Raw genomic sequence first — 15826 nt, forward strand, 5'->3', positions numbered from 1 at the left:
CTTCAATACTATGCCAATTGTTGTTCAGCAAATTCTCTGTAAAGTGCATGTGAATTTACGAGTTCCTGATGTGTTCCGCTTCCCGTAACTTGACCATTTTCAATAAATAGTATGTTATCCGCATCGACAATTGTAGACAGTCGGTGCGCAATGACCAATGTCGTACGGCCTTTCATTAACCGAGATAACGCTTGTTGAACTACACTTTCGGATTGACTGTCAAGACTGGCTGTTGCTTCATCCATCATAAGCAATTTAGGATCACGTAAAAAGGCACGTGCAATCGCAATTCGTTGCCTTTGACCACCGGATAGCTTCACACCACGTTCGCCCACCTCAGTATCCAGTCCATCCGCAAACTCCTTAATAAATTCGTCAGCATACGCCATTTTGGCAACTTCCCATAATCGCTCTACTGAAACGTTCTCTTCTTTTTTCAACCCATAGCATAGGTTTTCACGAATTGTTCCAGCCATCATGGCACTTTCTTGTGAAACATAACCGATTTGGCTCCGCCACGATTCTACGGACAAATCTTTAATAGGAGTATTCCCTATGAATATAGCGCCTTTGGTCGGTTCGTAAAATCTCTCAAATAAACCAAAAATCGTTGTTTTACCACCACCACTTGGTCCTACAAAAGCAATCATTTTCCCAGGAAGTGCTTCAAATGAAACATTCTTTAGAACAGGTTCCCCTTCGCTATAGGCAAAGGATACATCTGAAACTTGAATTGTTTCGTTTGTAATATCCATTTCCAATCCATCTTGCCCTTCTTCCAAAGGAAGTTCTAATATCCCGATAATACGTTCCGTTGCTCCTTTTGCTTTTTGTAATTGTGTAAAGAACATTGCAAAAGTAGTTATAGGCATAATGATTTGGAATAAATAAAGCAAAAATGCGACGAGTGTACCTGTAGACATTGCACCACTTGCAACGCGCATACCACCATAACCAATAATGGTTACTATGACAAGCATTACTACGAATTGCATAATAGGTGCAATCAAGGCTATAATGCGTGCTTCTTTCAAACCGAATCCAAGGAGTTTTTGAATTCCAGATATTCCGTTTTCCTCTTCATTTTGTTCGGCTGTTGATGCTTTCATCAAACGAATCTCACCCAATGTTTGCTGAATATTACCCGTAAAGATTGCGGTCGCATCCTGTAAACCCCGTGAGATCTTCACCATTTTTTTACCAAGTGGAATCATCACAAGTAATATAATCGGAACAGCTACGAGCATCAAAAGTGTCATTTTCCAATCCATAATAAGCAACAGTGTCACTGCACCGATTATGGAAATGATTCCAGTTATGAAACGTGGAAAATGCTCTGATATTAAATCCCTTACGATACTTGTATCGTTGATGACGCGGCTCACGGTTTCCCCGCTTGATGTTTTATCAAAATAGCTAACAGGCAATCGTACGAGTTTTTGCCACATGCGTTCACGTAGACTTGCTACAACTTTTTGGCCTACCGCAGTAAGTAAATAAAGGGAGATACCACTCACAATTGCTTGAAGAATGAACGCTACCCCAATTGCAATAATAAGCGGGGCACTAATTGAAGATATCGAGAAACCGTCTACTAAGTTTTTTGTTAATAAAGGAACAACGAGACCCGCTAACGTCGTAATAACACTTGTTAATAATCCAACCGTTAATGCGACTTTCGGGATTTTTGTCGACAAAATTAAAGAAATAAACGGTTTTAGTCCTTCTTTTTCATTATGCATAAATTGTAACTCCCGTTCTTTTAGTGTTATTTATATGAAAGATATAAATGGAGTAATTTACCGAGAAATAAACCGAGAAATTCATCCCCAGGCTCTCTTTAATAAGAAATACCCACTCGTGATCCCAGATAATTGCATGAAACTAACTCTTCATATGAAAATGAAGCCGTGTCTCCCACAGTGATTTTTTTACCGTTAGAAGGTAAAAAGTCTTTTTCAATACGATAGTTCCCTTGTGCACCGCCTTCAGGTAAATATGTTGGACAAACGATTGTCCAATCGAGTTCTGATTGCTGTAATAGCTCATAAACTTTATGATGCTCTTCCGCTGCAAACGTTAATCGACGATTAGAATCCCCCGCTTCATAACGCAACTTATCGGGTTCGTTTCTACTTTGTAATATGCCTGCAGTTCCAATTGTAACGATACGACGAATCCCAGTATCCTTCATTGCTCGAATGATGTTTGGAACCGCCTCCGTTAATGTTGTTGTTTTGTCTGTACCTAGTGCACTAAACACAGCATCTGCACCTGAAATAGCCATTGTTACCGCTTTTTTATCACATACATCTCCCTGGATTATCGTTAACTGATCATGTACTTCCATCTTTTCCGGTGAACGAACGAGAGCCGTAACTTCATGACCCTCTGCCAGTGCTTTTTTTAAAACTTCCTTGCCTACTCTTCCTGTTGCTCCAAATAGTGCTATTTTCATAGTCTTTCCCCCAAAAAACCTAACATTTTCATTGAATTAAAACATTCTAGATTTTTAACTATATGAATGCAAATGCATTCTGTTTATGTATATTTCAGCGTATTACAACCTAAGGGTAGTGTCAATTTATCGTCATATTGCTATTAGTAAACTAGGTTTAAGTTTTTGTGAAACAACGTCAAAAAAACGACCCTATTTCTTCATTAATTATGACATTAATTTTATTATAAGTAATTGTTCTTTAGGGCAGACTAATAAGAAAATAACTGATTACAGTCAGGAGGAATTAATGTGAAAAGGCAAACTGAACAACAAGGACAAAGTTTTAAAGAACAACAAATGAAACAGCAACAACAGCAGTTGAAAGAAAACCAATCGCTCGTGGAACAACAATTTTACACCAAAAAGAAGATGGGGTTGCAAGCCATGCAACAAGCTGTACAATCGCTTCAGCAAATGTCGTCCATGTCTGACTTGGCATCATTGCAACAAGCACAGCAACAATTGCAACAAGCAGTTCAGCAACTAAATTATATGCAAGGCATCTCGATTACACAATCCACGACTGCTGAACAACAGCAAATAGAACAAGTACAACAACAAATTGAGCAAGCGGCACAGACACTACAACTTATTCAATCTCTTAATAGTGGAAATCAAAGCTTTAAAAAAGGTTAAAAAAACATCAATGACTTTCTATTTTTGAAAGTCCTAGATGTTTTTTTTTGTGGAATTATCACTTGACACCAATAAAGAATTCACTACATCTTTTATCTCTTGATATCCCGTGCACCTACATATATTGGATTGCAACCACTCCTCCACAACTTCTTCCTTCGCATCCGGACAATTGGTTATTAAAGCATGACAATTAACGATAAAACCGGGTGTGCAAAATCCACATTGAATCGCCCATTTGTCAACAAATGCCTTTCGAACAGGTGAATCTAAAAGTCCTTCAATTGTCGTGATTGGTAGATGGACTACTTCAACGGCTAATGAAAGACATGAATGTGTTGGCTCTCCGTTTACAAGTACTGTGCACGAGCCGCAATCCCCGTTTTCACACGACCGTTTGGCACCCGTTAATCCGAGCTTTTCCCTTAAAGTATACAGAAGAGTATCCGCGTTTCGAACAACCGCTTCCTGTGTTTCCCCGTTCACATGTAAATGAATAAAAGCTTTAGACGTTCCGCTTTGTATGTTCATTCGCCCATCTCCATTTCTTCCATGACGTCCAATAACACATTTTTCAATACAAATACTCTATACTCTCTAGAACCCTGAAGGTCATCCACAATTTGGGACGGGATATGATTCAGTGCTTTTTCAATTCTTTCAACAACGGGGAAAACAGAATCATTTAATACTCTCTCCATTTCATCGGATCTGAAAGGATAGTCACACACACCGCTAAAAGCAACCCGTAACAGATTGTCCTTAACAATTGCCGCTACTGAAACGACTGGATAACCTACTTTCGAAAACTTCGTTCTTTTAAGACTTATATACGGCAGGTCGATGTAGGATGTGTCAATAATGACTTGAAGAAGTAACTCTCCCGAGGAAAGATTCATTTTCCTATCAAATACAGAGGTTAGCGAAACAATCTCTTCATCGTTCCCCTTCGTTATTTTTACGTTGGCATCTACTAGCAATAAAGGTAAAACGCTTTCTTTATATATCAATTCACTGTTTATATTTCCACCAATAGTAATTTTGTTTCTTGATGAATGATCTGCGATTTGTTTAACAGTTGCCCCTAGGAATGGAAATAGGTTTGAATTTGCAATTTTGTTTAATGAGACTGCCGCTCCTATTACTAATTTGTCGCCCCGCTGTTCCAGAACATTGCATTCTGGAATTCCTTTACAATCTATTACCGCATCCGTGTGAATCTTATTCACACGCGCAAAGGTAATAAATTCAGTACCGCCAGAAATGAACAAGGCCTTTTCACCTTGTTCGCAAACATCGTTATACGTTTTTATTGTTTCCGCAACGGAAGAAGGTTTAAAGTACTTGAAATCAAAAGAAATCATTTATTTCCCTCCTTCATAGTGTGCCAAATGGATTCTGGTGTAAGCGGCAATTCGTTCAATTCCACCCCAGTTGCAATTGAAAGGCTGTTCGCCAAGCACGCGGGTGCTCCAATAACACCGTATTCTCCTATTCCACGAGCACCGTAGGGACCGTCTACCGCAGGAGTCTCGATAAAATCAATGTGATATTCCGCTGGTTGTTCACCATAACGCAACATCGGATAATTTCGAAGATCCGTGTTTTGAACAACACCGTCCTTATCAAAGACAAACTTTTCGCTCGTCGCGTAACTTAAGCCCATATACATGCCCCCGCGCATTTGTTGTGTTGCTGTCATTGGGTTAATAATGGTTCCCCCGTCAAGGACCGTGACGCCTTTTAATATGGTATACGTAAAATCCCGGGTGTCCAATTCAATTTCTACAGCCTGTACACCAACCGACCACCAAGGTCCCGGCTTACCAAAACCAGTTTGTTGATCCATCGGTGTTAAATGCCGTTGTATATGTTTTCCGACTCCGACAATTTGGCCTTCAATTGAATGCCCACTTGGATACGTATACCCTAAGGAAATGTCCTTAATATCCACACCAAACGTTGGATCAGGTTTTAAGTAAACTCTTCCGCCACCTACATCCAAGTCATCAGGAGAACATTGCAACACAACTGCGGCTGTTTTCTTTAATTGAGTTATTGCATGATCTGCAGCATAAACAACTGCACGTCCCGCCAAAAAAGTTGAACTGCTCGCGACCGTTCTCCATTGATGGGGATCATACTCTGTATTTACTTCCATTGTGACATGAACTTTATTCATTTCCATACCTAACTTTTCCGCTAGGATTTGCCCAAGAATCGTTTTAGTCCCCTGCCCCAACTCTATAGCAGCACAATTCAAATTCACGCTACCATCTGCTTCAAAAATGATTATCGCGCCTGCTTGTGCATTTGTTGCCGTTGTTGATGTTTTCCAAAACGTACTGATCCCTTTCGCGCGCACTTTGTTTTTACCACTTTCATTTTTTTGGCCATCGTTCCATTGGATTAGCTCTTTGGCACGGTTAATGCATTTCTCCAAATCACCTATATTGTTCGCAGTCAAAACGGTTTGTGTCGGAGTTGTATCCCCTGGCTTTATGCCATTCATAATACGAAACTGAATTGGATCGATGTGTAACTTTGCCGCGAGTTGGTCCATTGTTCGTTCTACTGCAAATGTAAGTTCCGGGTGTCCATATCCCCTAAATGAAGTCGCAAAAGGATGATTCGTATACATACAATACGAATCGCACCATACATTAGGTATGTTATAAGGACCTGTACAATCGAGTGCCGCCGCCCTTGTAATCCCCGCAGCTTGGTCTGTATACGCACCTGAATCGATTAAATACGTATATTTTCCCGCTACTAATTTACCTTCTTTCGTTACCCCAAGTTGGACGGTTGCGTCAAAACCAATACGACCAGGCGCTGTTGTCATATCTTCTTCCCGGTCGAACTCCAATTTCACTAGTTTTCCACCTACCGCTTTCGAAGCCAAATATGCTAAAGGTTCCAACTGAACAGTTCCCTTCCCGCCAAACGCTCCACCAACCATCGGAATGTGAACTAGTATATTTCCAATGTCAATATTAAAAAATTGGTTAAGCACTTTTTTGATTGTAAACGGAGACTGACTACAGGAATGGACAATAACCTTACCTGTTGGATTTATTTCAACCCGCACACTTCTTGTTTCCAATGCGACATGATCTGAAAGATTAAACGAATAAGTTGCTGTGATTGTTTCCTCACTACTCGCCCAACCTGCGTCAAAATCACCTTTCCGAATTTTAATATGACTCCCAATATTCGTGCCGGCTTTAGGATAAACATTGCCAATAATTTTCGTGTATTGTTCAGCGTTTTCATGAACAAGTGGTGCATCCTTTTGAAATGCTTGTTGCACGGAGTTCACAATTGGTAAAGGTTCGTATTCAATTTTCACTTTCTCGGTGGCACGTTTAGCCTGGTGTTCGTGATCTGCAACAATAATTGCTACAGGTTCACCGTAATAACGTACTTTTTCAAATGCCAAAGAGGGACGATCCGCTAAAATCGGTCCAATATGATACGGAAACATTTCACCAGTAAGAATCGCGCGCACCCCAGGCATTTTCCATGCTTCAGTCGTATCTATGGAAATAATCTTGGCATGTGCTTGTGTACTTTTCACAAGTTTCGCGTGCATGAGTCCAGGAGCCGAATAATCCCCTACGTATCTGACCTTGCCAGTCGACTTTTCTACCGCGTCAATCCGTTGTTCAGGTTTTCCAACGGTTGTCCATACTTTATTCATCATCTGAAAATCCTCCCTAACACCTATTAACGTGCAACAATTATCAAAGTATCTACATCAATTTCATGTGCTGCCGCATCCATAATTTTCTCAAGCGTCAAACTTATCACTTGTAATTCTTGGTGATCCTTTGCAATGAATACGGGTGCGCCTCCACCTTGAACCTTTTCCGGTGTTATTGTGACAACGGCAACAATTTCAGCATGCTGATTTCCCAATCGACTCAACCCCTAATGGCATTTTACTTCTACTTACCCTTATCTGCTTCTTGTGGCATTCTGATTGCACTATCGAGAATCGGAACATTATCCAGTACCGCCTTGATTTGCTGGAAATCCTTTTCCCGCGGTAAAAAAAACAACGCGATTCGACCGTCTTCCATATCTCTTTTCGTAAGTGGAATCAAAGCAGGTTCACCGGAGTCAAGGTAACTCCCTAGAATTGTAGCTATATGGTGCAACATCGCTTGTCGCTGACCAAGGTATGACAATGTTACAATGCCATTTTGGTTTTTCGGAGTGACAATTGCACCAACAGCTTTTTCAGTTATGATTTTCCTCGTATCTTCCAGTCCAACGTTTTTAATAAGGATATCGCCTACAAAGAGCGTAGGGCCTTCAAAACGTATTTCTGCTTCCGTAACATCTCCAATTGACTGTATAATTTTTCCTGACTTATGAAATTTCACAATGAGTAACAAGACAATCCCGCCGATTATCCCAATCCAGGTAGAAAAGACAGCACATAATGTAGTAAGCAGTGCAGTGAACATTACTAAGTAATTTCGACTTTCAAATGCTTGTGCCATTCCTTCTATAAAGGGTATGCCACGTTTTACAAGTTCAAAATTATCGATGTTTTGCAATGACTCCCTTTCCATTTTGCGTACCTCCCGAAATTGCGTAGCCGCAAGACCTAGAAATGTAACAGCCGTCCAGTCTGATTCCAGCACCGACGGGATTGCAACCGCTCCGATAAAAGCTGCAATAAAACCAAATGACAGATGAATAATTCGTCCTGTCGGATAAGTGGGGTATTGACGAAAATCAGTACGCAATAACATCGTACGTGCGACAAAACCGAATGCAACACCCATTACGACCGGTAATAAATAACTTTGCACTGCCACACCCCTAAAAAGTTCTATTGTTGTATACCGCATAGACTGTCCATAATTATTGGAAAGTATAATGCTTTTTCAAATTCAGGATATGAATAGAATGTAGGGGGGATGGCGAAAGTAAATTGAAAGAAATGAGGTGACAGTATGCAATCTATCCAGCAAATGATAAAAATGGTATTGAAGGACTACCAAGCCGTTGTACTTGCAATGATTGTTAAAGTGGAAGGATCCTCCTATCGAAAGGAAGGATCGTGGATGCTTCTTCATGAAAACGGTGTGCGGATAGGAATGATTAGTGGTGGTTGTTTGGAGAATGATTTATATAGCCGTGCGACTCCATTATTCAGGACAGGCAAGGTGGAAACAGTTCTATATGATTTAAGTTCTGAAGACGATCTTGGTTGGGGACGTGGGGTAGGATGTAATGGCATTGTTACGGTATTGATACGTGATATTGATAATGATTTCCGACATATCCTCGACATTGTACACAATCAACTACTAGCCAACAAACCTACATATTTACTTCAATCAATGAAGAACTTTAGCCAATATGGATGCATTACCCCCGAGGGAAATCAATTTGGAAAAATACAATCAAAAGTTCCGCTTAATTCGAATAATTTAGTGCCGTTTCAAAGAAATACCGCACAAATTAATCTTGGTGAAGAAATGGTTTATTTCCAACTTATTTGGCCACAACCTCATCTTTACATAATTGGGGCTGGCGTTGACGCAAGGCCACTTGCACGACTATCATCGAATGTTGGTTATGCAGTTCATCTCTTCGATTGGCGGAGCAGTGTTTGTAATGAAGTTCACTTCCCTACAGCGACATCTATTCAAATTGGCGATGTAGCAAAACTAATTTACAACGTGAAATTTAGCCCGTTGGATTCAGTTGTCCTAATGACACATGATTTTCAATTGGATTATCAAATCGGACGACGTTTACTTGAATGCAAGTTGTTGTATTTCGGGATTTTAGGGTCGAAAAAAAGAACAAAACGCCTATTTGATGGGGAACTACCAAATAGTGTTCATTCACCTGTGGGACTATCGATTGAAGCGGATGGACCTGAAGAAATCGCTGTCAGTATCGTAGCGGAACTAATTGCAGTGAGACGAGGGAAAGCAACATGAAAATCGTAGGTGTTTACCTTGCCGCCGGAAACAGCAGCCGAATGGGAACTCATAAATTAGCACTGCCTGTTGGAACGATGTCACTCGGGAGCCTGGGGCTTGAAACCGCATTGAATTCGCCCCTAGACAAAGTTTATGTGATCATAAATGATACAGATAGTACGGATTGGATCCCTTCAGAAATGAAGTCGAATGCTAAATGCACGATTATCAAATGCCCCACTGCACATGATGGCCAATCTGAATCCTTGCGCTGCGGCATTCAGCACGCACAAGATAATCGTGCAGATGGCGTACTTGTTATGCTGGCGGATCAACCTTTCATAACGATTCAAATGCTTTCCGAAATGATTACTTGTATGAAGAATAACCCTACCTGCAGATTCGTCGCCACTACATTTGAACATTCAATTACGCCTCCTGTTCTATTTTCCTCCTCCATGTATCCCGACCTTTTAAAGTTACGCGGGGATATTGGTGCGAGGGCGATTTTGCAAGGTGATTTCCTTCGAAAAGGGAAGTTATTTCCGTGTTTTGACAAAAGACTTGTATTCGATGTCGATACGCAGAAGGATTACCAAGTAATATTAAATATGAAAAATAGGTGAACTCGATTGAGTCCACCTTAGCACAATTCATATGATATTTTATATTAGTGCGCACTCAAACACTTTTGCGCGTCCTTCGTGAAAAAACAAATAAAATCAAAGCAATCAATAACATCGTCGAAGCACTCGAGAGAAACGGGAGACCAAACATTTCGGAAGTAGCACCTGAAACAAAGGATCCAACAACGGCCCCCAATGAGAAGAACGCATAAAATATTCCATATGCCTTACCGCGGTCCACTTCCGTTGAAGCCTCAGCAACGATTCGATTCATCGCCGGGAATATAAAGGCGAATCCTACTCCGTACACCAACATTAAAAGAAGAATGATCCAATACGTATTCACAAAGTTCAGCATGACGTGCACAAATCCAATAAAGCTAATTCCTAAAATGACCAATCCAATAGAAGAAAATCGGTCATATATACGATTTAATGGTGATAAAAAGATAATGATAGCGACCACCCCATAGGTACTTAGTAAAATACCCGTCGTAGCCGAGGACATTCCCATGTCATTCACCTTTAAAGGAAGCGCGAATGCCAATGTTCCATTACTGATCATAAGCGCAAAGGCCGCTAAAGATGCTTGTATGATCAATGGATGTTTAAGAAGTGGAGCAAATTGAGAAAAAGTAAATTTCCCTTTCTCCGTTGTCACAAAAGATTCTTTCACAAATTTAATTATTAAAACGGAACAAATTAAGAATAATACCGCAACGAGCCAAAAGACGTATTCCACTTTCCCATTGGCCGCCATAGCGCCTCCAAGTGCGGGTCCAACAATCGCTGCAATACCGATTGCCCCACCTGTCAAGGCCATCGCCTTCCCCCTAGATCCAGTTTTCGAATGATCCCCGACATAGGCAAAGGCCGCAGGAATCAAAACGCCACCAAACAAACCATGAAGAAACCGGATTAAAAGCAGTTGTTCACCTGTTTGTGCAATCGGATAGAAAAGCAATGTGATTGATACTGTAATCATACCTGTGAACAGCAGTTTTTTACGTCCAAAACGGTCAATCAAATGACCACCGACAACATTACCTATCATATTACTTAACGAATAAATAGCGACAATAGAACCTGCTAGTAAATGCGTGGCGCCTAAACTCAGCGCGTAAGGTGTTATTATAGGAAGCTGGATGAAGGTATCCAGAAACGAAACAACAATGATGAAATATAGTAACCTAGTCAAACAATCTCCACACTTTCAGCTAATCATATGACTTAAATATACATGGCTTAGCCGTCACTTCCAAGGAAACATAATCCACTACCTTGAAATAAATCAGTGTATGAGCACTAATTCGACATACATAAGGTAATTACATGAAAATGGGACCAAATTCATTTGATAATTAAGACTTAAGAATTTCATAACACATATTAAGAATGGTCAAATATCTTAAGATTGGCATCGTACTTTGGATGAAATTAGAAACATAACCTTTACTTCACAATCGTTACCGGACAACTCACATGCTTCATTACTTTATGACTGACGCTTCCGAGTATCATTTCTTGAAAGGAATTCAAGCCACGACTGCCGATAACGAGTTGGTCGATTCCTTCTTGATTTACATACTTTATTATCTCTTGACACGGATTGCCTTTTAACATTGCAACCTTCGTCTTCACTCCGGCTGCTTTTGCTAGTTCTAAAACAGGATTCACTTTTCTCTCTCGTTTTAAGAATAAAGTTTCTGGGCTATGCGCTAACAATCGATCCTCTTTCGCTTTATCAAAATCCAGTACGTATATGATATCCAATTGAGCATCTGGTTCGTATTGTGCAATTGTAATGGCGTGCTTTGCAGCCCGTGTTGCATTTTCAGAACCGTCAATTGCTACAGCAATCTTCATGTCAATTCCTCCCTCATATTAACTTTTGGTATAATTGATTGCTTGAAGAATTTAACCCTTGAATATGTACCTTCACACCTTTTTGCTCAAGCTTCTGTTTCACTTTAAATATTGCACCAACTGCGGATTCATCCCACAACTGACTGTTTTCGAAATTAATGACGATTGCATTTTCTGTAACATCATCAAAGGACTTTATAAACTTGGTCGTTGATGCAAAAAACAAAGGTCCTTTTACACTGTATACACCCAATTCATCCACTACAGTTACGCGGGAGATCTTTGCGACAAAGAATAACGCACTTAATATCACACCCACCACAACACCAATCGCTAAATTATGTGTATATAAAATAATTGCAACTGTAAGCAGCATTACGAGTGATTCTGATTTAGGTGCTTGTTTTAGAAACTTAAATGAACCCCAATTAAATGTTGTCGCACTTACCATAATCATAACCCCGACAAGTACGGGCATAGGGATCTTGATCACTATATCTCCTAAAACGATAATTAAAAACATAAGAAATGCACCTGCTGTAAATGTCGATAAACGTCCCCGGCCGCCCGATTTAACGTTGATGATCGATTGGCCAATTAAAGCACAACCTGCCATTCCGCCAAAAAATCCAGTAACAAAATTCGCGATTCCTTGACCACGTGCTTCTTTGTTTTTATTACTAGATGTATCAGTCATATCATCCAAAACTTGAGATGTAAGAAGAGATTCTAATAAGCCAACAATTGATAATGCCAAAGCATATGGAAAAATAATTTTAAGTGTTTCAAAGTTTAGTGGAATATCTGGAAAGAAAAACGTCGGCAATGAATTTGGCATCGTTCCAAGATCACCTATCGTTTGTAACTTCACACCACTAAGGAGTGCAATGCTTGTCATGACGACAATCGCAATAAGCGGTGCAGGAATAGCTGTGAAAAATCTTGGAATCGCGTACACTAAAATTAATGTAGCAATCGCAAATACATAGGTCATACTGGTCGACCCAAGTAAATAAGGCATTTGCGTAATAAATATCATGATTCCTAGTGCATTCACAAATCCAAGCATGACGGAGTTTGGGATGAAGCGCATTAAATTCGCCACACCTAATCCTCCAAGTATTAGCTGAATAATCCCTGTTAAGATTGTTGCTGCGAGTACATATTGCAGACCATGATTGGCCATTAAACTGACAAGCACTAATGCCATCGCGCCTGTCGCGGCTGAAATTAAGCCTGTTCGTCCACCAACAAATGCAGAAACGACTGCCATTGTAAAGGAAGCATATAGAGCCACACGTGGATCCACCCCCATAATGAACGCAAAAGCCAATGCTTCAGGAATGAGTGCAAGTCCAACGACAATCCCTGCTAGAATATCGGCACGGACATTCCCAAACCATTCTTGTTTTAAAGTATGCATACTGTTCCCCTCTCATGATGACTAAGGTTACAAAAACCCTATACCAATGTTAGAATGTAAATATCATATCATTTTTAATCCCAAAAGGGAATGGTTTTGGGAAGTCAGGAGAGAGAGTAAATGAGATACGGATATATCCGCCCGATTGTCGAGGATCAGCAATGCACACAACAATTAACTGAACTTAACATAGATATATTATTTACAGAAAAACACGGACTAGCTAGAAAAAGAACAGAGCTCGAACAATTATTAATGACCGTTCAAAAAGGGGACGATTTGTTCGTCCAAAACCTTCTCGTATTAGCGGATTCTCTTCAACAACTTTCAGATATTTTGCGACTCGCAGAACGGGATCAAATTACGATTCATTTCCTTGATGAACAGTTAACGAGTCAATCGTTGCAGGAAGCTTCGTTACTTCAAAGTGTTACCTTTTTCGCGAAACTTCAATCTAAGTTTCATAGTCATTCTTCTACTTTTACACTTCAAGCCGCTAAACAACAAGGAATTTCCATAGGTAGACCGCGTAAATCAGACGACAATTTACAAAGGGCTTTTGCTATGTATGATAGTAAAAGTTATACGCTCTTTGACATTAAAGAGGAGACAGGGATTAGCAAGTCTACTTTATATCGTTATTTAGATGAACGAACAACATAAAGTACTAATACTTTTTCAATACACGAAATTGTACAGGAGGACAAGCTAGCGTTAAACACATATGTATTTCCCAACTGTACATTTGTTTCTGGATAGGAACTTATTTTTATTGGATAGAGCAATCAACTTCCAATTGAAATTGACCTATCTTTATTTTGTAATGTAGATAATATGCTTAATGCAGCAAGATAACTGGTTTTCGGATTGTCAGGCATCGGATTATTTTCTATGGTCAGATGCATAGTTCCAAAATCACCATCTGCCTCGATTGTATGTGTATTGCGTTCAATTGTTGGATCTACAAGTACTCGAACCCTTGTTTTCTCTGCGCCAATTCCTGCGATAGAGAGTAACAAGGCGACATTCATGTTCTGTGGAAACTTTTCAATTGCGTCTAAGGCAGATCCGTCAAATAACAATTGCTCTTCACTGACTCCTTCTAAACCTAATGATTCTGGTGATTTTCTTGTAGTAATGCTTACTTCTTTAAGACCATTTAATGAATTTGCAGATTGTAAAAGATCCAATCCACCAATTGCTCCCGACGGTAGGTAGATATGTTTGGAATGCAACTGCGCCATTTCTTTCATTTCCCTTAAGAATTCAATGTCATTGAAGGCACCAATACTGCTTATAATAACGTCTTTTTTACTTTCCAAAACTTCTTTGATGTATTGAATCGTTACGTCAATTGTTGCTGCTTCAACAACAATATCTACTTCCGAGTTAATGAAGCTATTGAAATCTGTGAAAAAGTCTGTATTGTATTGCTTGGCTAACAACTGCCCGGCTTTTTCATTTCTCCCAAATAGGGCAGCAACATTACCTTCTAATTTGCCATTCTTATTTATGTTTTCCAATAAATATTTCGCAATATTGCCCGTACCTATTATTCCAATTCTCATTTTCATATCTCCTCTAGTTGAATACATGCACACAAATTAAATGCGGATATATAATCTGTGTCTTCCTCTAGTATACAGAAAAATACGCAATCAGAAATGCTTGAGGGATTTATCACCCGCTACATTTCCAACTGCGTATTTATAAAATGTCCCGTACATCAAATTTCCGGTGTAGTTGAACCGATTATGTTGCTCCTGGCGAATCTCCGTCGCCTTTTTTTCTAAATATCATTTTGTGTACATCATTCTGGTATGCAACCGCTATTAGGACAATAACGACACCAGCAATTTGAATAGTTGACGGTATCTCACCGAAAAGAAGAACGGCAATGACAGCGACAGTAGCAATCGGGCTAAGCAACAATAGTCCAGCCACAATTGTAGGATTCAAGCGAACAGCACCATACTGAACAAACGTCCATGCAACCGCTTGTCCTAATGAAGCCAATACAATCATCCAAAACCAGTTCATGCCAGTGATTGGATCACCGAAAGTAGTTTCTGGATTCATTGGAAGCTGACCATTGACCAATACTCCGTGAGTAATATCGAAACCACGGTCAGAGAATAACAAGAATATACTTGGAGCAGCTAACTGTGCAAGAGTCGCCCATGCCATTGGCTGGATGATTTGTCCCGCATTTACTCGAGAAGCCTTACGGCTCATGTATAGGTAAATTCCGTAACAAACTCCGGAAATAGAACCCGCAATAGTCCCAAGAACTGCAATATTCATGCCATATACAGTAAGCGGTCCTCCCGTATCTTCAGTAGGGTCAAAGATACCACCAGTCATAAGAACACCTAGTATCATGATTGGAGCAATAATAAAGAAGGTTTTCGGAATTTTTTCCTTATCAAATAGGAAGGCAAGTGCCGGTAAGATAATGATTTGAAGATTTAATAAAATCGAAGCGATACCTGAGCCGACGTAATAGATTGAATAGTTCCAAGCTGTAAAGTCAATTCCAAGAAATATTCCTGCAATGACTGAAAGTGTTATACCTGTTTTATTGAGTGAACCTAATTTTTTCTTTTCTCTGAGGGCAAATGGAAGCAAAAACAGAAATCCAATCCCGCATCGTAGAAGAACCGATGTTGCTGGATCGAAGTTCGATTGTTTCACCCACGGTGCAGAAAACGCAAGTGCAATGATACCAATTATTAGAATAATGTACGCGAGTTTATTTGACCCGCCTTTAGTAGTAGCGCTATTAGTCATAGCATTTTTCACTCCAAGTGTTATATTATTTAAC

At 39.9% G+C, this 15826-nt stretch carries 16 protein-coding genes; 4 read left to right on the forward strand and 12 right to left on the reverse strand.

Annotation, left to right across the window (positions count from 1 at the left end):
* Nucleotides 1–8 precede the first annotated feature (8 nt).
* Nucleotides 9–1742, reverse strand: a complete 1734-nt coding sequence (locus ACP8HH_RS15820; RefSeq protein WP_438312941.1) for an ABC transporter ATP-binding protein — start codon at nt 1740–1742, stop codon at nt 9–11.
* Between the two features lie 98 nt (nt 1743–1840).
* Nucleotides 1841–2458, reverse strand: a complete 618-nt coding sequence (locus tag ACP8HH_RS15825) for an NAD(P)-dependent oxidoreductase (protein ID WP_438312943.1) — start codon at nt 2456–2458, stop codon at nt 1841–1843.
* A gap of 291 nt (nt 2459–2749) precedes the next feature.
* Between ACP8HH_RS15825 and ACP8HH_RS15830 the strand changes: the two genes are divergently transcribed.
* On the forward strand, nt 2750–3136 hold the full coding sequence (locus tag ACP8HH_RS15830; protein WP_438312945.1) for a hypothetical protein: 387 nt from the start codon (nt 2750–2752) through the stop codon (nt 3134–3136).
* 33 nt (nt 3137–3169) lie between these two features.
* On the opposite strand, the gene ACP8HH_RS15835 is transcribed toward ACP8HH_RS15830, so the two are convergent.
* The 5 genes from ACP8HH_RS15835 to ACP8HH_RS15855 are packed head-to-tail and all read right to left on the reverse strand — an operon-like array spanning nt 3170 to nt 7962.
* The gene (locus ACP8HH_RS15835) at nt 3170–3667 is read right to left on the reverse strand and encodes a (2Fe-2S)-binding protein (RefSeq protein WP_438312947.1); all 498 of its coding nucleotides are present in this window, start codon (nt 3665–3667) and stop codon (nt 3170–3172) included.
* Nucleotides 3664–4500: an FAD binding domain-containing protein gene (locus ACP8HH_RS15840; RefSeq protein WP_438312949.1), complete on the reverse strand. Its 837-nt coding sequence runs from the start codon at nt 4498–4500 to the stop codon at nt 3664–3666. The genes ACP8HH_RS15835 and ACP8HH_RS15840 overlap by 4 nt, the downstream gene beginning before the upstream one ends.
* Nucleotides 4497–6842: a xanthine dehydrogenase family protein molybdopterin-binding subunit gene (locus ACP8HH_RS15845; RefSeq protein ID WP_438312951.1), complete on the reverse strand. Its 2346-nt coding sequence runs from the start codon at nt 6840–6842 to the stop codon at nt 4497–4499. The genes ACP8HH_RS15840 and ACP8HH_RS15845 overlap by 4 nt, the downstream gene beginning before the upstream one ends.
* A 23-nt stretch (nt 6843–6865) precedes the next feature.
* The gene (locus tag ACP8HH_RS15850) at nt 6866–7057 is read right to left on the reverse strand and encodes a capping complex subunit for YIEGIA (RefSeq protein ID WP_438312953.1); all 192 of its coding nucleotides are present in this window, start codon (nt 7055–7057) and stop codon (nt 6866–6868) included.
* Between the two features lie 29 nt (nt 7058–7086).
* Nucleotides 7087–7962: a YIEGIA family protein gene (locus ACP8HH_RS15855; RefSeq protein WP_438312955.1), complete on the reverse strand. Its 876-nt coding sequence runs from the start codon at nt 7960–7962 to the stop codon at nt 7087–7089.
* Between the two features lie 162 nt (nt 7963–8124).
* Here ACP8HH_RS15855 and ACP8HH_RS15860 point away from each other — a divergent pair, with 162 nt between their 5' ends.
* Both ACP8HH_RS15860 and ACP8HH_RS15865 read left to right on the forward strand, forming a co-directional pair.
* Entirely contained in the window at nt 8125–9105 is a 981-nt protein-coding gene (locus ACP8HH_RS15860) for an XdhC family protein (protein ID WP_438312957.1), read from the forward strand.
* Entirely contained in the window at nt 9102–9713 is a 612-nt protein-coding gene (locus ACP8HH_RS15865) for a nucleotidyltransferase family protein (RefSeq protein WP_438312959.1), read from the forward strand. The genes ACP8HH_RS15860 and ACP8HH_RS15865 overlap by 4 nt, the downstream gene beginning before the upstream one ends.
* Nucleotides 9714–9768: 55 nt before the next feature.
* Here the strand turns inward: ACP8HH_RS15865 and ACP8HH_RS15870 are convergent, their stop codons facing one another.
* From ACP8HH_RS15870 to ACP8HH_RS15880, 3 genes are all read right to left on the reverse strand, one after another.
* The gene (locus ACP8HH_RS15870) at nt 9769–10911 is read right to left on the reverse strand and encodes an MFS transporter (RefSeq protein ID WP_438312961.1); all 1143 of its coding nucleotides are present in this window, start codon (nt 10909–10911) and stop codon (nt 9769–9771) included.
* A 254-nt stretch (nt 10912–11165) separates the two neighbouring features.
* The gene (locus ACP8HH_RS15875; RefSeq protein WP_438312963.1) at nt 11166–11579 is read right to left on the reverse strand and encodes a universal stress protein; all 414 of its coding nucleotides are present in this window, start codon (nt 11577–11579) and stop codon (nt 11166–11168) included.
* Nucleotides 11580–11592: 13 nt separating this feature from the next.
* Nucleotides 11593–13002, reverse strand: coding sequence for a SulP family inorganic anion transporter (locus tag ACP8HH_RS15880; protein WP_438312964.1), 1410 nt, complete (start codon nt 13000–13002; stop codon nt 11593–11595).
* A gap of 120 nt (nt 13003–13122) precedes the next feature.
* Here ACP8HH_RS15880 and ACP8HH_RS15885 point away from each other — a divergent pair, with 120 nt between their 5' ends.
* Complete coding sequence (locus ACP8HH_RS15885) at nt 13123–13665, forward strand: recombinase family protein (protein ID WP_438312965.1); 543 nt, start codon at nt 13123–13125, stop codon at nt 13663–13665.
* 122 nt (nt 13666–13787) lie between these two features.
* Here ACP8HH_RS15885 and nadX read toward each other — a convergent pair whose 3' ends face one another.
* Entirely contained in the window at nt 13788–14570 is a 783-nt protein-coding gene (gene nadX, locus ACP8HH_RS15890) for an aspartate dehydrogenase (RefSeq protein WP_438312967.1), read from the reverse strand.
* A gap of 184 nt (nt 14571–14754) precedes the next feature.
* Nucleotides 14755–15792, reverse strand: coding sequence for a DMT family transporter (locus ACP8HH_RS15895; RefSeq protein ID WP_438312969.1), 1038 nt, complete (start codon nt 15790–15792; stop codon nt 14755–14757).
* Nucleotides 15793–15826: the final 34 nt, after the last annotated feature.

This window comes from Sporosarcina sp. FA9 (genome assembly GCF_051550205.1).
Taxonomy (GTDB): domain Bacteria; phylum Bacillota; class Bacilli; order Bacillales_A; family Planococcaceae; genus Sporosarcina.

What these genes read in the sequence shown, in the direction of transcription:
- ACP8HH_RS15885 (WP_438312965.1), top strand. Translation starts at nt 13,123, where the DNA reads ATGAGATACGGATATATCCGCCCGATTGTCGAGGATCAGCAATGCACA.
- ACP8HH_RS15845 (WP_438312951.1), bottom strand. Translation starts at nt 6,842, where the DNA reads ATGATGAATAAAGTATGGACAACCGTTGGAAAACCTGAACAACGGATT.
- ACP8HH_RS15865 (WP_438312959.1), top strand. Translation starts at nt 9,102, where the DNA reads ATGAAAATCGTAGGTGTTTACCTTGCCGCCGGAAACAGCAGCCGAATG.
- ACP8HH_RS15840 (WP_438312949.1), bottom strand. Translation starts at nt 4,500, where the DNA reads ATGATTTCTTTTGATTTCAAGTACTTTAAACCTTCTTCCGTTGCGGAA.
- ACP8HH_RS15860 (WP_438312957.1), top strand. Translation starts at nt 8,125, where the DNA reads ATGATAAAAATGGTATTGAAGGACTACCAAGCCGTTGTACTTGCAATG.
- ACP8HH_RS15835 (WP_438312947.1), bottom strand. Translation starts at nt 3,667, where the DNA reads ATGAACATACAAAGCGGAACGTCTAAAGCTTTTATTCATTTACATGTG.
- ACP8HH_RS15820 (WP_438312941.1), bottom strand. Translation starts at nt 1,742, where the DNA reads ATGCATAATGAAAAAGAAGGACTAAAACCGTTTATTTCTTTAATTTTG.
- nadX (WP_438312967.1), bottom strand. Translation starts at nt 14,570, where the DNA reads ATGAGAATTGGAATAATAGGTACGGGCAATATTGCGAAATATTTATTG.
- ACP8HH_RS15895 (WP_438312969.1), bottom strand. Translation starts at nt 15,792, where the DNA reads ATGACTAATAGCGCTACTACTAAAGGCGGGTCAAATAAACTCGCGTAC.
- ACP8HH_RS15875 (WP_438312963.1), bottom strand. Translation starts at nt 11,579, where the DNA reads ATGAAGATTGCTGTAGCAATTGACGGTTCTGAAAATGCAACACGGGCT.
- ACP8HH_RS15825 (WP_438312943.1), bottom strand. Translation starts at nt 2,458, where the DNA reads ATGAAAATAGCACTATTTGGAGCAACAGGAAGAGTAGGCAAGGAAGTT.
- ACP8HH_RS15880 (WP_438312964.1), bottom strand. Translation starts at nt 13,002, where the DNA reads ATGCATACTTTAAAACAAGAATGGTTTGGGAATGTCCGTGCCGATATT.